The sequence below is a fragment of the Geobacter sp. FeAm09 genome (assembly GCF_008330225.1).
Classification (GTDB): Bacteria; Desulfobacterota; Desulfuromonadia; order Geobacterales; family Pseudopelobacteraceae; genus Oryzomonas.
Genome location: NZ_CP042466.1, coordinates 830,049 through 853,182 on the forward strand (window position 1 = coordinate 830,049; position 23,134 = coordinate 853,182).

At 62.6% G+C, this 23,134-nt stretch carries 15 protein-coding genes and 2 pseudogenes; 9 read left to right on the top strand and 8 right to left on the bottom strand.

The window, feature by feature from the left end:
* Window positions 1-190 precede the first annotated feature (190 nt).
* The 4 genes from hisH to glyQ all read right to left on the bottom strand — a co-directional run bounded on the left by hisH (window position 191) and on the right by glyQ (window position 5,463).
* Window positions 191-817 carry an imidazole glycerol phosphate synthase subunit HisH gene (hisH, locus tag FO488_RS03875; RefSeq protein ID WP_149209341.1) on the bottom strand — a complete coding sequence of 209 codons (627 nt, stop codon included), beginning with the start codon at window positions 815-817 and terminating at the stop codon, window positions 191-193.
* Window positions 818-2,374 carry a bacteriohemerythrin gene (locus FO488_RS03880; protein ID WP_149209342.1) on the bottom strand — a complete coding sequence of 519 codons (1,557 nt, stop codon included), beginning with the start codon at window positions 2,372-2,374 and terminating at the stop codon, window positions 818-820. It lies immediately after the preceding gene.
* A gap of 147 nt (window positions 2,375-2,521) precedes the next feature.
* The gene (gene glyS / locus FO488_RS03885) at window positions 2,522-4,585 is read right to left on the bottom strand and encodes a glycine--tRNA ligase subunit beta (RefSeq protein WP_149209343.1); all 2,064 of its coding nucleotides are present in this window, start codon (window positions 4,583-4,585) and stop codon (window positions 2,522-2,524) included.
* Window positions 4,582-5,463 (bottom strand): glycine--tRNA ligase subunit alpha, encoded by an 882-nt coding sequence (gene glyQ, locus FO488_RS03890; RefSeq protein WP_149209344.1) that lies wholly within the window; start codon window positions 5,461-5,463, stop codon window positions 4,582-4,584. Before glyQ ends, glyS begins: the two co-directional genes overlap by 4 nt.
* A gap of 706 nt (window positions 5,464-6,169) precedes the next feature.
* On the opposite strand from glyQ, the gene rho reads away from it, so the two are divergent.
* The 5 genes from rho (at window position 6,170) to prfA (ending at window position 11,064) form a co-directional block, all read left to right on the top strand.
* Window positions 6,170-7,417 (top strand): transcription termination factor Rho, encoded by a 1,248-nt coding sequence (rho, locus tag FO488_RS03895; protein WP_149209345.1) that lies wholly within the window; start codon window positions 6,170-6,172, stop codon window positions 7,415-7,417.
* A gap of 261 nt (window positions 7,418-7,678) precedes the next feature.
* Window positions 7,679-7,879 carry a 50S ribosomal protein L31 gene (gene rpmE, locus FO488_RS03900; RefSeq protein WP_149209346.1) on the top strand — a complete coding sequence of 67 codons (201 nt, stop codon included), beginning with the start codon at window positions 7,679-7,681 and terminating at the stop codon, window positions 7,877-7,879.
* Between the two features lie 96 nt (window positions 7,880-7,975).
* Window positions 7,976-8,668 (top strand): FAD-dependent thymidylate synthase, encoded by a 693-nt coding sequence (thyX, locus tag FO488_RS03905; protein ID WP_149209347.1) that lies wholly within the window; start codon window positions 7,976-7,978, stop codon window positions 8,666-8,668.
* A 264-nt stretch (window positions 8,669-8,932) separates the two neighbouring features.
* Window positions 8,933-9,859 (top strand): DUF1385 domain-containing protein, encoded by a 927-nt coding sequence (locus FO488_RS03910; RefSeq protein WP_149209348.1) that lies wholly within the window; start codon window positions 8,933-8,935, stop codon window positions 9,857-9,859.
* 137 nt (window positions 9,860-9,996) lie between these two features.
* Window positions 9,997-11,064, top strand: coding sequence for a peptide chain release factor 1 (prfA, locus tag FO488_RS03915; RefSeq protein ID WP_149209349.1), 1,068 nt, complete (start codon window positions 9,997-9,999; stop codon window positions 11,062-11,064).
* Between the two features lie 127 nt (window positions 11,065-11,191).
* Here prfA and FO488_RS03920 read toward each other — a convergent pair whose 3' ends face one another.
* The 3 genes from FO488_RS03920 to FO488_RS03930 form a co-directional block, all read right to left on the bottom strand.
* Window positions 11,192-11,806: a trimeric intracellular cation channel family protein gene (locus tag FO488_RS03920; RefSeq protein ID WP_149209350.1), complete on the bottom strand. Its 615-nt coding sequence runs from the start codon at window positions 11,804-11,806 to the stop codon at window positions 11,192-11,194.
* Window positions 11,807-12,085: 279 nt separating this feature from the next.
* On the bottom strand, window positions 12,086-14,224 hold the full coding sequence (gene ldhH / locus FO488_RS03925; protein WP_149209351.1) for an L-lactate dehydrogenase (quinone) large subunit LdhH: 2,139 nt from the start codon (window positions 14,222-14,224) through the stop codon (window positions 12,086-12,088).
* The gene (locus FO488_RS03930) at window positions 14,221-14,772 is read right to left on the bottom strand and encodes a lactate utilization protein (RefSeq protein WP_149209352.1); all 552 of its coding nucleotides are present in this window, start codon (window positions 14,770-14,772) and stop codon (window positions 14,221-14,223) included. Before FO488_RS03930 ends, ldhH begins: the two co-directional genes overlap by 4 nt.
* Window positions 14,773-15,089: 317 nt before the next feature.
* Here FO488_RS03930 and FO488_RS03935 point away from each other — a divergent pair.
* The 4 genes and pseudogenes from FO488_RS03935 to FO488_RS03950 all read left to right on the top strand — a co-directional run bounded on the left by FO488_RS03935 (window position 15,090) and on the right by FO488_RS03950 (window position 20,912).
* Window positions 15,090-17,038, top strand: a pseudogene (locus FO488_RS03935) (L-lactate permease).
* 154 nt (window positions 17,039-17,192) lie between these two features.
* Complete coding sequence (locus tag FO488_RS03940; protein ID WP_149209353.1) at window positions 17,193-18,563, top strand: FAD-binding oxidoreductase; 1,371 nt, start codon at window positions 17,193-17,195, stop codon at window positions 18,561-18,563.
* Between the two features lie 137 nt (window positions 18,564-18,700).
* On the top strand, window positions 18,701-19,948 hold the full coding sequence (locus FO488_RS03945; RefSeq protein ID WP_149209354.1) for a (Fe-S)-binding protein: 1,248 nt from the start codon (window positions 18,701-18,703) through the stop codon (window positions 19,946-19,948).
* A 245-nt stretch (window positions 19,949-20,193) separates the two neighbouring features.
* Window positions 20,194-20,912, top strand: a pseudogene (locus tag FO488_RS03950) (FadR/GntR family transcriptional regulator).
* Here the strand turns inward: FO488_RS03950 and FO488_RS03955 are convergent.
* On the bottom strand, window positions 20,893-23,109 hold the full coding sequence (locus tag FO488_RS03955; protein ID WP_149209355.1) for a hypothetical protein: 2,217 nt from the start codon (window positions 23,107-23,109) through the stop codon (window positions 20,893-20,895). The pseudogene FO488_RS03950 and the gene FO488_RS03955 sit on opposite strands and share 20 nt — an antisense overlap.
* Window positions 23,110-23,134 lie beyond the last annotated feature (25 nt).

The window sequence follows — 23,134 nt, forward strand, 5'->3', positions numbered from 1 at the left end:
GAGACACAGAGACACAGAGACACAGAGGAAACCGGGAAAAAGCAAACTTACGGGGGTGTACAGGATGAACAGGATAAAAGCTCTAAATTTTTGTCTTATCAGATTTTAGGTTGTTCCTGTAAATCCCTGTAAATTGTCTGTGACTTTGAAGTTCTCGGTGTCTCCGTGTCTCTGTGGCAGATTTTAGGCGTTAATCTTTCATCGCGGCAAAGTTCCGCAGGATCGTGAGCCCCACGTCCTGGGATTTCTCCGGATGGAACTGGGTGGCGACGATGTTGTCCTTCCAGACCGAGGAACAGAATTCCATGCCGTAGTCGGTAGTGGTGGCGATGACGCCGTTATCGTCCGGCTTCACGTAGTAGGAGTGCACGAAGTAGACGTTGGCGTTGTCGGCGATCCCCTCGAAGGCGGGGGGGCGCCGCTTGAACGAGATCTGGTTCCACCCCATCTGGGGCACCTTGAGTTCCTCGCCCCCGTCCCGCATCCCCTCGGGAAAGCGGAGCACGTGGCCGGGGATTACCCCCAGGCCGTTGTAGAGGCCGAATTCGGTGCTGTCGGTGAAGAGCAGTTGCATGCCGACGCAGATCCCCAGGAAGGGGCGCCCCTGGGCGATGACCGCGAGGATCGGCTCCACGAAGCCGGCGGCCTCCAGGTTGCGCATGCAGTCGCGGAAAGCACCCACCCCCGGCAGCACGATCTTTTCCGCCTCCAGCACCACGCGGGGGTCGGCGGTAACCACCGCCTCGAAGCCGACCTTCTCGAAACCCTTCTGGACGGAACGGAGGTTGCCCATGCCGTAGTCGATGATCGCTATCATTTATTTTATCCCGTTCGCCGAAAGGTGGGGACCGTACCGCCGGTCAACACCCTTGATGTGGTTGATCAGCCAGTCCTGGAGGAATTCGATGACGTTCTGGGTCAACAGCGTCTCCCCGGCGTTGAACTTCCGCTGCAGGTCCAGCACCTGGTCCACCAGCTTGGTGTGGTGCTGCTTGTGCTGGGCCTCTTCGGGGTAGCCGGATGTGCGGAACGCCTCTTCCTCGGCACCGAAATGGGAGGCGGTGTATTCGATCAGGCGGCCGAGGATCGAGCCGATGGCCTCCTTGCTCCGTTTCTGCTGCATGGCGTCGTGCAGGTCGTTGACCATGTCGAACAGCTTCTGGTGCTGCTGGTCGAAGAGGCTGATCCCGGTGGCGAAGCTTTGGTCCCACTCCAGGACCTTGGCGAGGCGGAAATGCCCCACCAGGGTGTGCAGTTCCTCCACCTGCTCCGCCAGCTTGCCCGTGGCTGCGGTGGTGCTCCGGGCGTTTTCCACGTTGCGGTTGACCACGTCGGTGATCATCTGGATGTTGTTGGTGATCTCCTGGGTGGTGGCGGTCTGCTCTTCGGCCGCGGTGGCGATCTGGCTGACCTGCATGGTCAGTTCGTTGATCCTGTTGAGGATGTCCTCCAGTGCCTCCCCGGAGCGGGCGGTTTCCGCGGTGCCCCGCTTCACCTCTCCGACCCCTTCCGACATGGAGCCGACGGCGGCCTGGGTTTCTTCCTGGATGGACTTGATCATGGCGCTGATCTCTTTGGTCGCCTTGGTGGTGCGTTCCGCCAGGGCCCGCACTTCGTCGGCCACCACGGCGAAGCCGCGTCCCTGTTCCCCGGCCCGGGCCGCCTCGATGGCGGCGTTCAACGCCAAGAGGTTGGTCTGGTCGGCGATGTCCTGGATGGTGTTGACGATGGCCCCGATCTGGTCGGAGCGCTGGCCCAACCCCTCGACGGTGCCGGACGACTCGTTGACCCGCTGGGCGATGTTGTCCATCAGCCGGGCGCTGTTCTGGACCAATTGGGCGCCGCTGTGGGTCTGATCCGTGGCCTTCTGGGCATTCTCGGCGGCAAACAGGCAGTTGCGGGCGATGTCCCCCGAGGTGGCGGACATCTCTTCGCTGGCGGTGGCAATGGTGCCGGCCTGCAGGGCCACGTCCTCGGCCGCCAGGACCATGGACTGGGTCGTGGAGCTGACCATCTCCACCGAGCCCCGGACCAGGTCCGCCACGGAGAAGAAGTGCCGCATGGCCTTGTTCATATCGGCCATCATACTGTTGAAGGCAACGGCAAGGCGGCCCAGTTCACCGTTGCCTGAGACCTCCACACGCACCGACAGGTCGCCGGCGGCGGCCTTTTCGAGTCCGGCCACCAGACCGGCCAGGGGGCTGAAGGTACGGCTGCTGATGATGCCGAGGAGTATCGACGTGGCGGCCACCATGGCCAGGCCGAAGAGAATGTCGAGCCAGAGCGCGTTCCCGGTATTGAGAGTGACCATGGCCGCTACGCCCAACAGGATGACGATGGTGTTGCCGATGATGACGCGTACAATAAATGACATGGTGCCAGGCTCCTTGAGGAATGGTTGCAGTATTCAAACGCGTTGTCACCGGCGCCGTTGCCAGTGATGCCAGTATGTTACAGGTGGTTGACTGCGATCTCCTTCCCTCCCGTCAAGGGAGGGAAGGTTGTTTGTGGTTGCCGGCAGCTATGCGATGCGGGAAAAGTCGGCGACCTGTCCGAACATGCGGGCGATGGCCGTTAAAAGGGCCAGGCGGTTGGCCCGCACCCGCTCGTCTTCGGCCATGACCATGACCTTGTCGAAAAAGGTATCGACGGGGCCGCGCAGGGTGGCGATCTCGGCCAGGGCCTCCTGCCAGCGGCCGTCGGCAATGCCCGCCGCCACCGAGTTCTTCACGGTCTGGAAGGCCGCGTACAGGCCGTTTTCCGCGCTGTCCTGGAACAGGGCCGGGTCCACCGGCGCATCCACCCCCTCCTTGATGATGTTGCCGACCCGTTTAAAAGCTCCGGTCAGCGGCTCGAAATCGGGATGGGACTTGAATCCCGCCAGGGCCGCGATGCGGTCCCGGACCTGGACCAGATCGTCGAAGCCCGCTGCCACCGCCGCCTCGATGACGTCGGGGGGGTAGTCGCCCGCCAGCAGGTTGACGAAGCGGCCACGGAAGAACTCTCCGACTTCGGCGGCGGCCTGCTCCTTGGGGCGGGTCAGCTTGGCGGCCAACAGGTCCAGCGCCTGGCCGATCAGGGCGGACAGGGAAAGGCGGTACCCCCTGTCCAGGATGGTGGCGATGATGCCGATGGTGGCGCGCCGCAGGGCGTAGGGGTCGGCGGCGCCGGTGGGGATGAGGCCCACGCTGAAGCAGCCGCAGACCGTGTCCAGTTTGTCGGCGATGGAGACGAAGGCGCCGATGTCCGAGGCGGGCAGTTCGCCGCCGGCCTGGATCGGCAGGTAATGCTCGGCAATGGCGCTGGCCACCGCCGGCTCCTCACCCTCCAGCAGGGCGTACTCCCGCCCCATGATCCCCTGCACCTCCGGGAATTCACCCACCATGCCGCTCACCAGGTCGGCCTTGCAGAGCCAGGCGGCCCGCGCCGTCTGCTCCAAGACCTTCGGGTTGAGCTGCTGTGCCAGTCCCTGGGCCAGGCTGCGGAAACGTTCCATCTTCTCGAAGGAGGTGCCGAGCTTCTGCTGGTAGACCACCTTCTTGAGCGCCTCAACCCGGTCGTCCAGCTTGACCTTCTGGTCTTCCTCGAAGAAGAAGCGGGCGTCGGAGAGCCGGGCGCGCAGGACCCGCTCGTTCCCCTTGACCACCACCGACGGGTCGTCGGTCAGGGTGTTGTTGATGGTGATGAAGCCGGGCAGCAGCCTGCCGTTGTCGTCCACGATGGAGAAGTAGCGCTGGTGGCTGCGCATGGAGGTGATCAACACCTCCTTGGGCACCTTGAGGAACTCGGGGGAGAAGGTGCCGTGCACGGCGCTGGGATACTCGGCCAGGTAGACGATCTGGTCCAGGAGCTCCTCGTCCGGCAGGAGGTGGCCGCCGGCGGCCTTGGCCACCCGGTGCGCCTCGCGGCGGATGATCTCCTTGCGCTTTTCCGGGTCAGGGATGACGAAGTGCCGCTCGCACTCCTCCAGGTAGTGGGTAAAGTTCTTCACCGGAAAGGTGGCGTTGGCCATGAAACGGTGACCGCGGGACAGGGTGCCGCTCTCCACGGTGCCGAAGGAAAACGGCACGACGATGCCGTCGAACAGGGCCACGATCCAGTGGATCGGCCGGGCGAAACGCACGTCCAGGTCGGCCCAGCGCATGGATTTCTTGAAGGGGATGTCGGCGATCAGCTTGGGCAGGATTTCGGCCAGAAGCTCATGGGTCGGCCGGCCGGTCACCTTTTTCGTCACCGCCAGGTATTCCCCTTTTTCGGTGACCACGGTGGCAAGCTCCGAGACATCCACCCCCTGTCCCCTGGCAAAGCCTTCGGCCGCCTTGGTCGGTGTGCCGGCGGCGTCGTAGGCCGCCTTTACGGAGGGGCCGGTGGCGGTGATCTCGGCGTCGGGCTGCAGGGAGGGAATCCCCTTGACCACCAGCGCCAGGCGGCGCGGCGTGGCCAGGGTCTGCACCATGTCGAAGGTAAGGCGGGCATTGGTCAACTCCCGGCTGATCATGGCCTCCATTTCGGCCAGGGCGCGGGGGATGAAGCCGGCCGGGATCTCCTCGGTGCCGATTTCGAGAAACAGTTCTTTGGCGCTCATCGTGCGGCACCTCCTTTCAGGAGCGGGAAGCCGAGACGCTCGCGCATCCGCAGGTATTCTTCCGCACAGGTGCGGGCCACGTTGCGTACCCGGCCGATGTAGGAGGCGCGCTCGGTGACCGAGATGGCACCGCGGGCATCCAGCAGGTTGAAGGTGTGGGAACATTTCATGACGAAGTCGTAGGCCGGCAGCACCAGTCCTTTTTCCGCCAGGCGGATGCACTCCTGCTCATACTTGGTGAACTGTTCCAGCAAAAGCGGCACATCGGCCTCCTCGAAGTTGTAGCGGGAGAACTCCACCTCGCTCTCATGGTGGATGTCGCCGTACTTCACCCCCTGGGTCCACTCCAGGTCGTAGACGTTGTCCACCCCCTGCAGATACATGGCGATCCGCTCGCAACCGTAGGTGATCTCGCCCGAAACCGGTTTGAGGTCGATGCCGCCCGCCTGCTGGAAGTAGGTGAACTGGGTGATCTCCATACCGTCCAGCCATACCTCCCATCCCAGGCCCCAGGCCCCCAGGGTCGGCGACTCCCAGTCGTCCTCCACGAAGCGGATGTCGTGCTTGGCGGGATCGAGGCCGATGGCCCGCAGGGAGTCCAGGTACAGGTCCAGGATGTTGATGGGGGAGGGCTTCTGGATCACCTGAAACTGGTAATAGTGTTGCAGGCGGTTGGGGTTTTCGCCGTAGCGGCCGTCGGTGGGCCGGCGGGAGGGTTCCACGTAGGCCGCTTTCCACGGCTCGGGTCCCAGCACCCGCAGGAAGGTGGCCGGGTTGAAGGTTCCGGCCCCTTTTTCCGTGTCGTAGGGCTGCTGGATGATGCACCCCTGCTTGGCCCAGTAACCTTGCAGGGAGAGGATAAGATCCTGGAATGTCACGATTATGCCTCCAAAAGGGGAAAAAATTAAAAAGAATCGTTAAAATAGCAGGTCTGGGGGCGCGGGTCAAGGATGAGCATCGGGGCACCGCAGGTAATTCACAGGGATAGACCCTGTGGCAGGGGGCAGTGGAGATATGGATAAGGACGGGGTGGCGATCGGCGCCACGGAGAATGTTCCGGCTCCACCAGGCCGGTGACGGTCCGGATCGAGGGCCACCGGAGGAACGGGGCCGGTTCAAGGGAGCTTTGTTGCAGGCACCAGTCTTTGCACAGGGGGCTTCTGTATGAATGGCTCTACTGTTGTTATGGTGCCTCCCCCGCGCCGGGGTCAAGACAATTAACGGAGAAATAAGCAGGTTTGCCGTTTATTTTCTTGTTGACAAGGCCGAGATTTTAAGGCTAACGTTTTTAAAACCTGCTAACATCGTTTCTTCGAGAAGAAAAGACTCGACCCCATATAAAAGCAAAATCCCGTTTACGTAACATTTTGTATGAATCTCCGAGTGAATCCTTAACCAATTTAGCTATTTTTCAATTTATGTAGGAAGTTTCCTGCCCCGGCACGTTCCTTCCAGAGCCGCATTTGAGGTCAATTTTTTCCGAATTGGCGCCAGTGTGATGATAGTGATAATCCCCGAGATCCCATTGCACCCCATTTTACCCCACAGCCGCACGCACGTGCCGCGTTGCACGCAGGAGAACCGATGAATTTACAAGAACTTAAAGGCAAAAAGATCAACGAGCTCAACACCATCGCCCGTGATCTCAACATTGAGGGCGCGTCCAGCCTGCGCAAGCAGGATCTGATCTTCGCCATCCTCAACGCCCAGACCGAGCAGAACGGCATGATCTTTGGCGAGGGGGTCCTGGAAACCCTGCAGGACGGTTTCGGCTTCCTGCGCGCCACGGACTACAACTACCTGCCGGGGCCGGACGACATCTACGTCTCTCCCAGTCAGATCCGGCGCTTCAACCTGCGCACCGGCGACACGGTCTCCGGCCAGATCCGCCCCCCCAAGGAGGGGGAACGCTATTTCGCCCTGCTCAAGGTGGAGTCGGTCAACTTCGAACCCCCCGAGGTCGCCCGGGACAAGATCCTGTTCGATAACCTGACCCCGCTCTATCCCCAGGAAAAACTCAAGCTGGAAACCGCCGGCGACAACCTCCCCATGCGGGTGGTGGAACTGGTGGCCCCCATCGGCAAGGGACAGCGCGGCCTGATCGTGGCCCCGCCCCGCACCGGCAAGACCATGCTGATCCAGAACATCGCCAACTCCATCGCCACCAACCACCCCGAGGTGTACCTGATCGTCCTGCTCATCGACGAGCGCCCGGAGGAGGTGACCGACATGCAGCGCTCGGTCAAGGGCGAGGTGGTTTCCTCCACCTTCGACGAGCCGGCCACGCGCCACGTCCAGGTGGCCGAGATGGTCATCGAGAAGGCCAAGCGCCTGGTGGAGCACAAACGCGACGTGGTGATCCTGCTGGATTCCATCACCCGTCTGGCCCGCGCCTACAACACCGTCATCCCCCCCTCGGGCAAGATCCTGTCCGGCGGCGTGGACTCCAACGCCCTGCACAAGCCCAAGCGCTTCTTCGGCGCGGCCCGCAACATCGAGGAGGGCGGCTCCCTGACCATCATCGCCACGGCCCTGGTGGATACCGGCAGCAAGATGGACGAGGTCATCTTCGAAGAGTTCAAGGGCACCGGCAACATGGAGCTGCACCTGGACCGCAAGCTGGTGGAGAAGCGCACCTTCCCGGCCATCGACATCAACAAGTCCGGCACCCGCAAGGAGGAGCTCCTCATCGAGAAGAGCGCGCTCCACCGCACCTGGATCCTGCGCAAGGTCCTGCATCCCATGAACGTGGTGGACAGCATGGAGTTCCTGCTGGACAAGCTCTCGGAAACCAAGAGCAATCAGGACTTCCTGGACTCCATGAGCAAATAGTTTCCGCCCGGAAAGGGCTTTTTTCCGCCCATGGGGCGTCAATCTTCGCGTGTGCCTTGTGACTTCGGCCGCTGGCCTCGCCAGGCGGTGCGCGGCCCGAGGGCGCGTCGGAAAAGCCTCCTTTCCTGAATCGGAATGGGGGTTGAAAAAAGTGTTGCAAAAATGAATTCGAATCATTACGATTATAATTTGCGACCGTGCCCGCCGACGACATCCATTTTTATACAGAGACTGAGAAGCATCCCCGAGGAGGAAGAGAAGATGAAAGAAGGTATCCACCCAATGTATTCCGAGGTGACCGTGAAATGCCTGTGCGGCAACACGTTCCTGACCCGCTCCACCAACAAGGAGATCAATACCGAGATCTGCTCCGCTTGCCACCCCTTCTTCACCGGCAAGCAGAAACTGGTGGACACTGCAGGTCGTGTCGAACGGTTCAAGAAGCGTTACGGCCAGCTTTAGTACACCATCGGTTCAATGCATTGAGGGGATCTTGTCGTCAGGCAAATCCCCTTTTTTGTATCCTGGCGACGTTACTCTCCAATCCGGCGGTACACTATGAACGTAACCCTGATCGAACATACCCCCAATCCCGAATTGACGGTGGCCCTGGCGGCCCGGCTCTGCTATTCGCCCACGTCCATCGGCGAACTGCGCAACAAGCTGGAATCGGCGGACATCGAGAAGTTCCTGAACAAGATCATGTCCCTGGGGCACTACTCGGTGTTGGAGCACATCTCCTTCACCTTCGGCATGGAGGGAATCTCCCGGGTGACCACCCATCAACTGGTGCGCCACCGGATCGCCTCCTTCTCCCAGCAATCCCAGCGCTACGTGTCCCACAAGGATGAGTTCACCTCCATCATGCCGGACAGCATCGCGGAGAATGCCGATGCGCGGCAGATCTTCGCCTTCATGTCCGAAACGGTGCACAAGGCGTACGCCCAACTGGTGGACCTGGGCATCCCTCCCGAGGATGCCCGCTACATCCTGCCCAACGCCACCGAGACTAAGATCATCATGACCATGAACGCCCGGGAGCTTTTGCACTTCTTCGCCCTGCGCTGCTGCCAGCGGGCCCAGTGGGAGATCCGGGAGATGAGCATCGAGATGCTCAGGCTGGTGAGAAAGGCCGCGCCGATCATCTTCCGCGACGCGGGACCGGGCTGCGTGGGAGGCCCCTGTCCGGAGGGGCAGTTCTGCTGCGGCCAGACCGCCGAGGTTCGGGAGTTCTTCGCTACACTTGAATAGAATTAACATCCGCCACAGAGACACGGAGACACAGAGAAAAGCAGGGGGCACAAACAAAGCTGTTCTTTACATCGGATGAACAGGATAAACAGGATAAAAATCTTTACGTTTTTACCCGTAACCGTTTTTTAAGGTTTTACCCCTTTCATCCTGTTCATCCGATGTAAAATTTGTTTTGCCTTTGATGTTCTCTGTGTCTCCGTGTCTCTGTGGCAGATTTTAAGATTTTCCCCATTGAGATTGGATCGTACAAAGAAAGGTACTATGGAAAAGATCAATGTAGGCGGCCAGGCGGTTATCGAAGGCGTCATGATGCGCGCGCCCCGCTCCATGGCCATCGCCGTACGCCGTCCCGACGGCGAGATCGTGGTCAAGCGTGAACTGGTGGTGCCGCTCTCCGAACGGTACCCGGTGGTCAAACTCCCCATCGTGCGCGGTGCGGTGGCCCTGTTCACCTCGCTGATCATCGGCATCAAGGCGCTCAACTTTTCGGCCAACGAGGCCATGACCGAAGAGGAGAAAGAGGGGGACAAGGACAAGGGGAAGGGGGAACTCTCCTCCTGGGCCATGGCCGGCACCATGACCGTGGCCTTCGGCTTCGGCATCTGCCTGTTCTTCCTGTTCCCGCTCTACCTGACCAAGCTGCTGACGCCGGTCATCGGCACCAACAACATCGTCTTCAACCTGGTGGACGGCGTGATCCGGGTGATCGTGTTTTTGCTCTACATCTGGGGCATCTCCCGCATGAACGACATCCAGCGGGTCTTCCAGTACCACGGGGCCGAGCACAAATCGATCTTCACCTTCGAGGCGGGCGAGGAACTGACGGTGGAAAACGTGCGCCGCTACAGCCGCCTCCACCCCCGCTGCGGCACCAGCTTCCTCCTCATCGTCATGCTGGTGAGCATCGCCGTGTTCTCCCTGATCCCCAAGCTCTGGCCCTTCTATCTCAAGGCCGGTTCGCGCATCGTGCTGCTGCCGCTCATCGCCGGCATCTCCTACGAGTTCCTCAAGTGGAGCGCCAAGAACGACAGCCACCCCCTGGTGCGGCTGGTCATCGCCCCCGGACTGGCCCTGCAGCGCCTCACCACCCGCGAGCCGGACGACCGGCAACTGGAAGTGGCCATCCGCTCCATCAACGAGGCGCTGGAAGTGAACGCCGGATACTCGGACGACCGTTTGGTCGTGTAGTTTAAAAATAATCCGCCACGGAGCCACAGAGGCCCAGAGAACGTCAAAGACACGGCATTAGGTTCATTTGTTTTTTCTTCTCCCGCTTTTCTCCGCATCTCTGCGGCTCCGTGGCACACCCGATTGAGGTTTTAAAAATGTTCGACAAGATAGAAGAACTTGAACGGCGCTACCAGGAAGTGGAGGCGCTGCTGTCCGACCCTGCGGTCATATCCAACCAGCCGGAATTCCGCAAGCTCTCCCGCGAGCACGCCGACCTGAGCGAACTGGTGGCGGCCTACCGTCGCTGGCGCAAGGTGCTGGCCGAAATCGAGGAGAACCGGGAGCTGTTGTCCGATGCGGACATGAAGGAGATGGCCGAGGAGGAGCTGAAGAACCTGGAGACGGAAAAGGAAACGCTGGAGGCCGATATCCAGTTGCTTCTGCTCCCCAAGGACCCCAACGACAACAAGAGCGTCATCCTGGAGATCCGGGCCGGCACCGGCGGCGATGAATCGGCCCTGTTCGCCGGGGATCTGTTCCGCATGTATTCCCGCTTTGCCGACACCAACCGCTGGAAGGTGGAGACCATCTCGGCCTCCGAGTCGGAGCGGGGCGGCTTCAAGGAGATCATCGCCTCCGTGGAGGGGGAGGGGGTCTTTGCCAAGCTCAAGTACGAATCCGGCACTCACCGGGTGCAGCGCGTGCCCGAGACCGAGGCCCAGGGGCGCATCCACACCAGCGCCTGCACCGTGGCGATCATGCCCGAGGCCGAGGACGTGGACATCGACATCAACCCGGCCGACCTGAAGATCGACGTCTACCGTTCCTCCGGCGCCGGCGGCCAGCACGTCAACACCACCGACTCGGCGGTGCGCATCACCCACCTTCCCACCGGCACGGTGGTGGCCTGCCAGGAGGAGCGCAGCCAGATCAAGAACCGGGCCAAGGCCATGAAGGTTTTGAAGACCCGTATCCTGGACACCATCCTCCAGGAACAGAACGCCAAGCTGGCCGCCGACCGCAAGCAGCAGGTCGGTTCCGGCGACCGTAGCGAGCGCATCCGCACCTACAACTTCCCCCAGGGGCGCATGACCGACCACCGCATCGGCCTGACCCTCTACCGCCTGGATTCCATTATGGCGGGGGATATGGCCGAGATCGCCGACGCCCTGCGCGCCCATTACCAGATGGAGGCGCTGAAAGCGCAGAGCGAAGGGAACTGACCGGGGTTTTGGTCCGGATGATTGAAAAGGGGCGCTGCCGGCAGGCAGCGCCCCTTTGTTGTCTGCGGAGTAACTCGGTTTTTAGGCCGACGTTTGAGAGCACGCCGGTGTTGCCCGTTGTGTGCATTCAGTGCGTCCTGTCTGCCGCCCGCGGCAGCGCCCAGTTGTATCTGACCGCCAGCAGGCGCAGGATAATCACGGTCGAGGCCGAAAAAAGCGCGGCCCCGTCCGGCGGCACTGCGCTCCGTTGCAGCACGTAAAGCAAGGCTCCCCCCGCCAGGCAGGCAGAGGCGTAGACCTCCTTATGCAGAATCATCGGCACTTTGGCGGAAAGCAGGTCGCGGAGCATGCCCCCGGCCGTGGCCGTCATCACCCCCATCATGACGGCACCGAAAAATCCCAGCCTGAATTCAATGGCCTTGTGGGTGCCGATCACTACAAACGTGCCCAGGCCGACGGCATCGAAGTAGGTCAGCGGGTGGGTGAGAAACGTGAGCCGGCGGTGAAAGAGAAATACCAACAGGGAAACCGCGACCGAAAGGTAGAGGTAGGTCTCGTCCTTGAAGATGAAAGGCGGGGTATCGCCCAGCAGCACGTCGCGTAGCGTACCGCCGCCGATGGCGGTGACAAGTCCCAGAACCAGCACGCCGAAGACATCCATATCCCGACGAATCCCGGCCAGCGCTCCCGAGGCGGCAAAAGCGGCGGTGCCCAGCAGGTCGAAGGTGTACAGCAGATTCATGTAAACGCGCTCCGTGGGCCTGTAAAAGATTTTGTGCGGCGGAAATCAGACTGATTCCTGCTGTCTGAAGAGTGCCGGCAGGCGCTGTGGCGCCTCGATCCGGAGCTGCCCGTTGCCTCGTGCCCTTGTGATGGAGAAGATGCTATCGATATATACGCAAATTTTGCGAAACTGCAAACTGAAATCCACCGGGAAAGGCCGTAATTGCAGAAGGCCCGCTTTCGTCACCAAACGAAAGCGGGCCTCTTGTTACCTGCGCAATATCCTGATAACTCCGCGCTAGCTTTCCACTACCTCCGCCAACAACTCCACCGTATGTTTCACCCGCACATCGGCCCGGTCCTGGTCGAACCCGCCCCTGATCTGCATGACGCAGCCGGGGCAGTCCATGGCTACGATCGGCGCGCCGGTCTCCCTGATGTTGTGCAGCTTGCGTTGCAGGATCGGCGCCGATATCTCCGGCAGCTTCATGGAGTAGGAACCGCCCATGCCGCAGCACATGTCGCACTCGAACATCTCCTTCAGCTCGTAGCCCGCTTTTTGCAACAGCTCCCGCGGCTGTTCCGTGGCCCGCAGGGTCCGTTTCAGGTGGCAGGAGTCGTGGTAGGTGATGGCACCGAGCCGTTGCCCCTCCTTCAAGGTGAGCCGCCCCGCGTCCACCAGCCGTTTCACCAGGGTGGAGAAATCCACGGTCCTCTCAGCCAGCTCTTTCGTCCGTGGTAGCCATTCTTTCCGGCCCAGGCTCTCCAGGGTGTCGCCGAACTCGTGGGCCAGGGCCACGGTGCAGGTGGGGCAGGCGGAGACCACGTAGTCCGCTTTGTTCGCCAGCAGGGCCTCGATGTTGTCCACGGCGTTGTCGGCCGCCACCTCGTAGGCCCCGCTGTACCGTGCCGGGGCGCCGCAGCAGGTCTGCCCTTCCGGGAACACGACCCGGATGCCGGCCTTGTTGAGGATTTTCACCAGCGCCTCTCCCATCTCCGGGTAGGCGAAGTCGATCAGGCAGCCGGCAAAAAAGACGGCCGTTTCCCGGCAGCCGTCGGGCTGCTCGATCTTGGGAAAACGGTCCCGGAACGGCTCCGCGGCGATGGCGGGGAGGCTGCGGCCATCGGTCAGATCCGACAGGAACAGGGGGAGGTGGCGGATGAAGCCGCCCGAGGTGAACGGCTTGCCGGCGATGGCGGCGGCCCGCAGCATGCCGTGGAAGAGCGAGCGGTTGTTGACGATGCCGAAGATCGCCTTCTGGGTAAAGGGCTGCCCTTTCTCCACCACCAGGCGCCGCCTGATTTCCATGATCATCTCCGGGATGTCCAGCTTGCCGGGGCAGATCTCCTTGCAGTTGCCGCACTGGATGCACAGCCCCTGGATATCCTCGGAGTTCTGCAACTCCTCGAACCAGGCGGTGAGGATGGTGCCGATGCCGCCGGTGTAGATGCTGCCGAACACGTGCCCCCCCACCAGGCGGAAGATGGGGCAGACGTTGAGACACGAGCCGCAGCGGATGCACTGGAGCGCCTGTTTGAACTTGGGGTCGCCGGCCATCTCGCTGCGGCGGTTGTCCATGAGGACGATGTGCAACTCCTTGGGGGAATCGTCGGTGGTGGGCGCGGGGCCACTGATGATGGAGACGTAGCTTGTCAGCAGCTGGGCCGTGGCGCTGCGGGGGAGCGCCGTCAGGATCGGCACGATGTCGTCGAACTTCTCCACCAGTTTTTCGATCCCCACCAGGGCCACGTGGACCCGGGGCAGGGTGGTGACCAGCCGGGCGTTCCCCTCGTTGGTGACCAGGACGATGCTGCCGGTCTCGGCCACGGCGATGTTGGCGCCCGAGATCCCCATGTCGGCGGCGAGGAACTTGGCGCGCAGCTCCTTGCGGGCCACCTTGACCAGCCGGGGGATGTCGCTCTCCAGCCGTTCGTCAACCTCCTTGCTGAAGAGGTCGGCCACCTCCTCCTTGGTCATGTGGATGGCGGGCATGACCATGTGGGACGGCTTCTGGCCGGCAAGCTGGATGATCCACTCCCCCAGGTCGGTCTCGCCCACCGCGATGCCCGCCTGTTCCAGGCAGGCGTTGAGGTGGATCTCCTCGGTGGCCATGGACTTGGACTTGACCACGCTTTTCACGCCGTTTGCGTGCGCCACCTTCAGGATGTATTTCTTCACCTTTTCCGGGTCAGTGGTCCGGAAGACCTTGGCGCCCAGGGCCTCGGCGTTTTTGGCGAAGGTCGCCGCCAATAGTTCCAGGTTGGCGGCAGCATGGGACTTGCGCTCGGCGATGGCGCCCCGCAGCGCCTCGAAATCGATCCCTTCGTAGGCCTTGGCCCGGTTGACCTTGTAGGCCTCGGAAAACTTCCCCAACGCGCCGGTGAGGGTGGCGTTCCCCACGGCCCTGCCGATGGATTCCCTGAATTCCTTGTTCATCGGGCCGCTCCTTCCATGTCATCCACGCAGACGATCACGAGCCGTTCCGGGCCATGGACGCCGATGGTCAGCACCCGCTCGATGTCGGCGGTCCGGCTCGGGCCGGTGATAAAGGCGATATAGCGGCTGGTCCTGGGATTGATCCTGGTTAGCAGGGCGGTTTTGTCGGGAAGGATATTGCCGGTGGGGACCAGGGCGATGTGGATGTCGGTCAGGGAGGATGCCAGCCGCTGTTCCACGGCGGTCTGGTCCTGTACCAGGGAGCCGGTATCGGCCAGGGCCCACTCGGCCTGGGTGATGCCGATGCGGGCGTCGGCCGCCGTTTCGCGGCCGAACTCGAACCTGATGCCGGCCACCTCCCGGAGCGGCTCCCGGTCCAGTCCTTCCAGGAACGGGCTCTCGGCCCAGACGGCGCAGGGGTGCGGGACGCCGGCGCATCCCTCCTTGTGCAGGAACGGCAGGATGAACTCCAGAGCCCCATCCCGGTCCTTGAAACGGTAGACCTCCGCACCAACCCCTTCGGCCCTGGCCTTGAATTGTTCGTACATGGTTACGGTCTCCTTATGTGCGGCCGTCCCTGGCGCCGTTGCCGTCGGGAAAACGCTCTGTGTCCCGGGATTAAAAATTTGTAAAACCAAATTATATCTAAAGCTAATTCATCTTAACCTCGCTTGTCAACAGGCTTTGTGCGCTGATACAAAAAACCGTTGACAGGAAGTTTCAAAAAATATAATTGGTAATACAAGTTTACAAAACCTGATTTTATTTTTGTTCGCTCCCGTCAAACATCCAGGACAGGCGGACAGATGATGCCATTCAGAGAACGTTTGCATACCATACTCGCGCAAGGAAGGAGTCGTTTGCCATGCCCTGGATTCAGACCTACACCCCCGTAGCAGGCAGCCTGGGGATGTCGGCCCTGGTGGCCGCCGTCCCGCTCGTCGTCATCTTCATCTGTCTGGCCGTGCTCAAGATGAAGGCCCACATCGCCGGCCCCTGGCCGTGGTCTCGGCCCTGGCCATCGCCGTCGTCGTCTGGGGGATGCCGGCCAAGCTGGCCGGGCTGGCCTTCGGCCAGGGCGTCGCCTTCGGCCTGTTCCCGGTGTTCTACATCGTCATCACCACCCTGTTTCTCTACAACCTCACCGTCAAGGGGGGGCAGTTCGAGATCATCCGGGCCTCCCTGGCCGGGGTGACCGCGGACCGCCGGCTCCAGGCGCTCCTGATCGCCTTCTGCTTCGGCGCGTTCATCGAAGGGGCGGCCGGTTTCGGCACGCCGGTGGCCATTGCCGGCGCCACCCTGGTGGGGCTCGGCTTCCGTCCGCTCTATGCCGCCGGCGTCTGCCTGGTGGCCAATACCGCGCCGGTGGCCTTCGGCGCCATCGGCATCCCGGTAGTGGCCCTGGCCGGGGTCATGGGGTACGACGATGCCGGCCTCATGAAACTCTCCACCATGGTCGGCCGCCAGTTGCCGTTCATCTCCCTGTTCATCCCCTTTTATGTGATCGTGATCATGGTCGGCCTGAAGAAGAGCCTGGAGGTCCTGCCGGCCATCATCGTCTGCGGCGCGACCTTCGCCCTGGCCCAGTGGGGCACCGCCAGCTACCTGGGACCGTACCTCCCGGACATCACCGCCTCCCTCCTCTCCATGGTGGCCCTGGTGCTCCTGCTGCAGGTCTGGCACCCCAAGGAGGTCTGGACCTTCGACCACGAGACCGGGGACGCCACCAGGGAACAGCACAACTACACCGCGGGCCAGGTCTTCCGGGCCTGGGCGCCGTATCTGGCGCTGACCGTCATGGTGCTTTTGTGGGGCATCCCCTCCATCAAGGCCGTGCTGGACAAGAGCGCCGTCCTGATCACGGTGGATGGGCTCCACAACCAGATCGTCAAGAAGGTCTCCAAACCGGAAGACGGGCTGAAGAAGATCGCCAAGGTCAATGAGGAGATTGACAAACAGGTGGCCCAGCTCTCCCCCGCCGACCCGAAGCAGATGGAACTGGCGGCCAAACTGAAGGAATTGAAGGGGCTTGAGGATGCCTTTGTGCCGGTGGAGCAGGGGTTGGCGGGGAAGGGGGCGGTCCTGAGCGACGAGCGGCTGAAGAGCTGCGACCTGGTTGCCAAGAAGATGACCGAGACCCAGAAACTGTGCAAGGAACTGGTGAAGGTCAACGCGGTGCCCAAAGACCGCTTCAAGCCGCTGGACAAGGCCGTGGCCGACCAGTTGCCCATCAAGCTGGCCGCCAAGTATAATTTCAATTTCCTGTCGGCCGCCGGCACCGCCATCCTGATCGCGGCGTTCCTCTCGGCCCTGATCTGCGGCGTGGGCATCGGCGATACCTTCCGCATCCTCGGCAAAACCCTCTACGACATGCGCTATCCGGCGGTTACCGTGGCGTCGGTGCTCGGCCTGGCCTATGTCATGAACACCTCGGGCATGACCAACTGCCTGGGCCTGGTGTTCACCAAGACCGGCCACTGGTTCCCCTTCATCGCCCCGCTCCTCGGCTGGCTGGGGGTTTTCCTGACCGGTTCCGACACCTCCAGCAACGTCCTGTTCGGAGGCCTGCAGAAGGCAACGGCCGAACAACTCGGTTTGAGCCCGATCCTGACCGGGGCGGCCAACACCAGCGGCGGGGTCATGGGCAAGATGATCTCCCCCCAATCCCTGGCCGTGGCTACGGCGGCCACCGGCATGGTGGGGGAAGAGGGGACCCTGTTCCGCTTTACCCTCAAGCACTCCCTGTTCCTGACGGTGGTGGTGGGGGTGATTGTGTACTTGCAAGCCTATGTGTTTTCGTGGATGATACCGTAGTGTCTATTGCTCTGTAGTTTTTGTAACGAGTAGCAATCCCCCTCATCCGCCCCTTTGGGGCACCTTCTCCCCTTGGGAGAAGGTAATCAGCCCTCTCCCTCCGGGAGAGGGTGGCCGAAGGCCGGGTGAGGGGATTGCTTCAAGAGAGGAACCAATGGAACAATCATTTATCAACGAACTCAAGGCCGTGGTCGGCGAGCAGTATGCCCTGACCGACCGCGAATCCCTGGCGGTGTACGGCTACGATTCCACGCCCGAACTGGAGAGCAGGCCGGGGGTGGTCCTGTTGCCCGGCACATCCGAAGAGGTGGCCCGCATTATGGCCCTCTGCCATGGGGCCGGGATCAGCGTGACCCCGCGCGGCTCCGGCACCAACCTGTCGGGCGGCTCCCTCTCGGGGGGCGGGGTGGTGGTGCAGACCAGCCGCATGAACCGCATCGTGGAGGTGGACGAAGAGAACCTGACCGCCACGGTGGAGCCGGGGGTGATCACCAGCACCCTGCACCGGGAGGTGGAGGGGCGCGGCCTCTTCTATCCCCCCGACCCGGGGAGCATGAACATCTCAACCATGGGAGGCAACGTGGCCGAGAACTCGGGCGGGCTGCGCGGCCTGAAATACGGGGTGACGGCGGATTACGTCATGGGGCTCACCACGGTCCTGGCGGACGGGGAGCTGCTGCGTACCGGGGGCAAGACGGTGAAGGACGTGGCCGGCTACAGCCTGAATCCGCTGTTGGTCTCCTCCGAAGGCACCCTGGGGTTCTTCACCGCCATCACGGTCAAGCTGATACCCAAGCCCCGGGCCAAGACCACCATGCTGGCCCACTTCCCCGAACTGCACCAGGCCGCCCTGGCGGTGTCGGCCATCATCGCCGCCAAGGTCATCCCGGCCACCCTGGAGTTCCTGGACAAGGTGACCATCAAGTGCGTGGAGGATTATTCCCACGTGGGGCTCCCTCTGGACGTGGATGCGGTCCTGCTGATCGAGGTGGACGGCCACCCGGCGGTGGTGGCCGAGGAGGCCGCCAGTGTGGAGGAGATCTGCAGGCGCCACGGCTGCTCCTTCTTCCAGACCGCTCGGGACGCCGACGAGGCGCTCAAGCTGGCCACGGCGCGGCGCACCGCCCTGTCGGCCCTGGCGCGGGTCAAGCCGACCACCATCCTGGAGGACGCCACCGTGCCGCGCAGCTGCGTCGCGCCCATGCTTGAGGTCATCCAGGCGGCGGCCCGCAAGCACCATCTCACCATCGGCACCTTCGGCCATGCCGGGGACGGCAACCTGCACCCCACCTGTCTGACCGACGAGCGGGACCAGGACGAGATTGCCCGGGCCCATGCCGCTTTCGACGAGATCTTCGACGCCGCCATCGCCATGGGTGGCACCATCACCGGCGAGCACGGGGTGGGGCTGGCCAAGAAGCGCTACCTGCCGCGGCTGGTGGGTGAATCGGGGATTCGTGTCATGCGGGGGATCAAGCAGGCATTCGACCCGAAGGGGATACTCAATCCGGGGAAGGTGTTTTAACATCGTAACGTCTGCCACAGAGACACGGAGACACAGAGGTTCACAGAGAAAACCGGAAGAAAATTGTTTTTTGTTTTGACGTTCTCTGAGTCTCTGTGTCTCTGTGGCAGGTGTAAAAGGTTTAAAGGTTCTTATCAATGGACTACGTAAAACTGATAAATTGTATGCGCTGCGGCATGTGCCTCCCCTCTTGTCCCACCTACAAGGAGACCTTCCTGGAGACCGCCTCCCCCCGGGGGAGGGTGGCGCTGATACGCAAGCTTCAGGAAGGGGAACTGGACCAGTCCGAGCGCCTTCTGGAATACCTCTCCCTCTGCCTGGACTGCCAGGCGTGCGCCTCGGCCTGCCCCTGCGGGGTCAATGCCGGCGAGCTGGTGGCGGAATTCACCTGCGAGCGCAAGGGAGGGGAGGGGCTCTCCTTCATGGAAGAGCTGATCCTGCGCCGGCTGGTCCCCCACCCCGACCGTCTGGAGGCGTCTCTGGTCCCCATGCGCCTCTACCAGCGCACCGGCCTGCAAAAACTGGTGCGCAAGCTGGGGGTCATGAAGCTGTTCCCGGAGCAGCTTGAGCGCATGGAGGGGCTGTTGCCGAACCTGCCCGCCCGGCCGTTGCGCCAAGTCATCGACGAGGTCACGCCGGCCCGGGGGGAGGAGCGTGGTACCGTCGCCTTCTTCCTGGGATGCGTCATGAGCCTGATCTTCAGCGAGGCGAGCCGGGCGACCGTCCGGCTGCTTTCCGAGCTCGGCTACCGGGTCGTCACCCCCCGCAACCAGGTCTGCTGCGGCGCGCCCAACATGCTGTCCGGGGACCTGGCGGGCCTCAAGGAGGCGGTGCGCAGCAATGTGGCCATCTTCGGCGGGATCGAGGCGGATTTCATTGTCACCGACTGCGGCGGCTGCGGGGCCGAACTGAAGCACTACGGCCATCACCTGGAGGGGGACCCGGAGGCGGCGGCCTTCAGCGCCAAGGTGCGGGATATTTCACAGGTCCTGGCGCTGCACCGGGAGGAGTTGCGCGCCAAGCTCAAGCCGCTCCCGTTGACGGTCACCTACCACGACCCGTGCCACATCGCCCACTGCCAGGGTATCCGCCGGGAACCGCGGGACCTGCTCCGGCTGATCCCGGGGCTGGACTATCGCGAGTTGGAAGCGGCCGACGCCTGCTGCGGCAGCGCCGGCACCTACAACATCGCCAAGCCGGAGATGGCCGACCGCATCCTCACGCGCAAGATCGACACCATCCGGGCCACCGGCGCGGAGCTGCTGGTGACCGGCAATCCGGGCTGTCTGCTGCAATTGAAGAAGGGGCTGGCGGAACATCTGCCCCAGGTGGGGATCGTGCATGTGACGGAGCTTCTGGCGCGCAGTCTGGACGGGGCTGTCTGAACCGGCAGGGTTGCAAAGCTGTGTCATCTGTAGTAGATAGAAGGGGGGCCGTATACGGCACCCCTTTTTACAAACGGAAAGAATCTCAACTTCACACCTGCCACAGAGACACGGAGACACAGAGGAAAACCAGAAGCAGAGGGATAAACAGTTCATGCTCATCCCTGCAAAATAGGCTGTGGCTTTGACGTTCTCCGTGTCTCCGTGTCTCTGTGGCGGATTTTGGTTTTTGTGATCGGACCCCCATGAAATTCCAGCCTATCAAACCCAAGAAGGTCTCGGCCCAGATCGCCGAGCAGATCCGCGCCTCGATCCTGGCGGGGGAATTCTCCCCCGGCGACAAGCTCCCCCCGAGCGCGAACTGGCCGAGATGTTCGGCGTATCCCGCCCGTCGGTGCGCGAGGCGCTCAATATTCTGGCTGCGGCCGGCCTGGTCATGTCCTATCAGGGAGGGGGGACGGTCGTGCTGTCCCTGGTGGAGATGCCGGGGGGAAATCCGCTCTCGGATCTGATCCGGTCGGAGCAGGAGCGGGCGCTGGACGTGATCGAGGTGCGCAAGGGGATGGAATCCTGGACCGCCTACTATGCGGCCCAGCGGGCGCTGCCCGAGGATATCCGGCGCATGGAGGAGATCATCGGCGGCATGGAGCGCAACCTGGACGGCCTGAAGCCCTCCGAGGACCTGGATGCCAACCTGCACATCGTGATCGCCCGCGCCACTCACAACATCGTCTGGCTCCACCTCATGCAGAGCCTGTTCGACGCCATGAAGGAGTTCCAGCAGACCGTCTGGCGTGCGGTCTACCTGACCAGCGACGACCATCACCTGCTCTTCGGCCACCACCGCCGCATCTTCGAGGCCATCAAGGCCAGGGACGCGGAAACCGCCCGGGAGGCGATGATCGCCCACCTCACCTTTGCCGAGCAGCGCAGCAGCGCCTACGTCACGCGGCAGCAGGTATAGCCCCCCCGTCCCCGTTTTCTTTTCCCGCGCCCTGTTCTCCGGCAACCGGTTCGTCCATCCTGCAGATGCCGATCTTCTCCAGCGCCCTGATCTGGCGGTGGGAATTGCGCGACAGCTCGAACCGGTCCATCATGAACCCCACGCTTTCGAAGTAAAAGATGGCGTCCTGGAGGGCGCGGGCGTAGTTTGCCGCACCTTCCGGCTGCTCTTCCGGCAGGCAGATCAGCACCTCGCCGCTGTCGATCAGGTGCCAGGCGAGGTTGATGGTCGTCTTCCCTTCCCGCTCCACCACGCAGACATAGGCGCCGCAGAGCTGGGAGCGCCTCCCCTCCGGGGCGGCCTGGACCACGTTGGCCGAACCGTAGAGTTCGACGATGTCGTCGGCCACATGGTAGGAAATGACCGTCACGTCCGGGGCATAGCGAAAGGTGGCCCCACCCCCTCCGACTGACGGGCCGCCGAAGCCGCCGAACCCGGAAAAACCGGGGCCGGCATCCACCAGTCCCAGGGCCGCAAATGGCGATTCCACGTGACGCTCCATGGCTATGGGCGCCTGGGACGCGGGGAGGGGGTACACGGACGGAGCCGGTGGCGGGGGAGGGGATACGGCAAGAGAAGGGGGGGCGTGCTCCAGTTCCTTCAGCTTTTCTTCCAGGGCCTGTTTCTCCCGCTTGAGGCGTTCCACCGCCTTGTGGGCCTTTTTCTTGAAATTGCCGGCAAGGGTGTCCCACACTTTCTTCTCGCCGGTCAACTGTTCCAGCTTGGCCGCAAGGGAGTTCAACTCGGCCTGGGTGCCCTTCAGTTCGAGCTCTTTGTCGGCCAGAAGCGTTTCGGAGCGCTGCCGTTCCTCCCGTTGGCCCTCTTCCAGGCGTTTGACGCTGGCATGCAACCCTGTCCGTTCCTGCTCCAGGGCCTCCCGCTCCTGCCGCCATGCAATCCCCGCGCTCTCCTTGATGACCGCCAGTTCGGCCTTGAGCGCCTCGCGCTCGTTGATCAGTACCTGCTGTTCCTTCATGACGTTCTTCAGGGTGCCCTGCATGACCCCGTTTTCGGTGCGGGCGGCCGCCAGTTCGTCCCGCAGGGCCTGCTCCCGCTCCGTTGCCGCAAGTTCCTCCGCGGCCCGGCCCGCAATCTCCCTGGAGAGCTGCTGTTCGGCGCTCGAGCGTTCGGCCGCCACGTCCTGATGGAGCCGGTCCAATTCCCGGCGCAGCTCGGCCGACTCCGTTTCGGCCTGTTCCAGGCGCCGGTCCAGTTCCTCCGCCCGGGCCTCCGCCTCCCGGCGTTGGGCGCTCTCCCGGGCAAGAATCCCCTCGAGGGCGCGCAGCGCCTCGGCCTTGCCCTGCAGCTCGTCACGAAGCCCGGCAACAGCGTCGTTCTCCGGCGACGCCCCCGTGTTCTTTTCGGCCAATTCCTCCCGAAGTGCCTCCTCCTGTTCCCGGTGCGAGGCGGTGGTCCGTTCCAACTCCAGCTTGATGGCCGTTATGGCCTGTTCGGCCATGCGTTCGGCTTCGGCCTTGGCCGCCTCCATGCCCGCCAACGCCTCCTTCAGGCCGGCAACCTCTGCGGCAAGGGCGGCAGCCTCAGGTGATGGGACCTTCCCGGTTTCAGCCTCGGCCGGTTCCTTATCCGCCAGGGCTTTCCTGAGATCGGCAATCTCGGCGGTCAGCGCGGCAACCGCCGGGGACGGGACATTGGGCACGGATGGTATGGCTGGGGTATGGTCGTGGGGGGCAGGGGCCGGGATCAGCTGGACGGCCGGTTGGGGCGCCATGGACGGTGCGGCGCCCCTGGCTTGCTGTCTGCCGGGGCGGGGCGGGGCGGGGGGACGCATGACGCTGATGCCGCGTATGATGACCTGGCGCATGGCGGCACTGTAGTCGAGCTTTACCTGCTCCATGTCGAAGCCCATGGATTTGGTGAACTTCAGGGCCTCGTTGACGAGACGTTTCTGGTCGGCGGGCTTGCGGGTATCGCTGGCGGCGGAAAAGACGACGGGGCGCTGGGTGACGGTATCGAAGAAGGCCACGTAGGCGGTGAAAGCATCCTCCTCCCGCGCGGTGCAGACATAGGCTTCGCACAGATGCCCCTGGCACTGCTCCTCGGAAGGGACGACGTTGTTGGAGGAACGATAGATCTCGGCGACATGGGGCTCTTTGACCTCGATGTGGCTCAAGGATTGATTCAGGGAAAACCCCATGCAGCACCCCCATTAGTGCCGTTTC

What these genes read in the sequence shown, in the direction of transcription:
- hisH (WP_149209341.1), bottom strand. Translation starts at nt 817, where the DNA reads ATGATAGCGATCATCGACTACGGCATGGGCAACCTCCGTTCCGTCCAG.
- FO488_RS03880 (WP_149209342.1), bottom strand. Translation starts at nt 2,374, where the DNA reads ATGTCATTTATTGTACGCGTCATCATCGGCAACACCATCGTCATCCTG.
- glyS (WP_149209343.1), bottom strand. Translation starts at nt 4,585, where the DNA reads ATGAGCGCCAAAGAACTGTTTCTCGAAATCGGCACCGAGGAGATCCCG.
- rho (WP_149209345.1), top strand. Translation starts at nt 6,170, where the DNA reads ATGAATTTACAAGAACTTAAAGGCAAAAAGATCAACGAGCTCAACACC.
- rpmE (WP_149209346.1), top strand. Translation starts at nt 7,679, where the DNA reads ATGAAAGAAGGTATCCACCCAATGTATTCCGAGGTGACCGTGAAATGC.
- thyX (WP_149209347.1), top strand. Translation starts at nt 7,976, where the DNA reads ATGAACGTAACCCTGATCGAACATACCCCCAATCCCGAATTGACGGTG.
- FO488_RS03910 (WP_149209348.1), top strand. Translation starts at nt 8,933, where the DNA reads ATGGAAAAGATCAATGTAGGCGGCCAGGCGGTTATCGAAGGCGTCATG.
- prfA (WP_149209349.1), top strand. Translation starts at nt 9,997, where the DNA reads ATGTTCGACAAGATAGAAGAACTTGAACGGCGCTACCAGGAAGTGGAG.
- FO488_RS03920 (WP_149209350.1), bottom strand. Translation starts at nt 11,806, where the DNA reads ATGAATCTGCTGTACACCTTCGACCTGCTGGGCACCGCCGCTTTTGCC.
- ldhH (WP_149209351.1), bottom strand. Translation starts at nt 14,224, where the DNA reads ATGAACAAGGAATTCAGGGAATCCATCGGCAGGGCCGTGGGGAACGCC.
- FO488_RS03930 (WP_149209352.1), bottom strand. Translation starts at nt 14,772, where the DNA reads ATGTACGAACAATTCAAGGCCAGGGCCGAAGGGGTTGGTGCGGAGGTC.
- FO488_RS03940 (WP_149209353.1), top strand. Translation starts at nt 17,193, where the DNA reads ATGGAACAATCATTTATCAACGAACTCAAGGCCGTGGTCGGCGAGCAG.
- FO488_RS03945 (WP_149209354.1), top strand. Translation starts at nt 18,701, where the DNA reads ATGGACTACGTAAAACTGATAAATTGTATGCGCTGCGGCATGTGCCTC.
- FO488_RS03955 (WP_149209355.1), bottom strand. Translation starts at nt 23,109, where the DNA reads ATGGGGTTTTCCCTGAATCAATCCTTGAGCCACATCGAGGTCAAAGAG.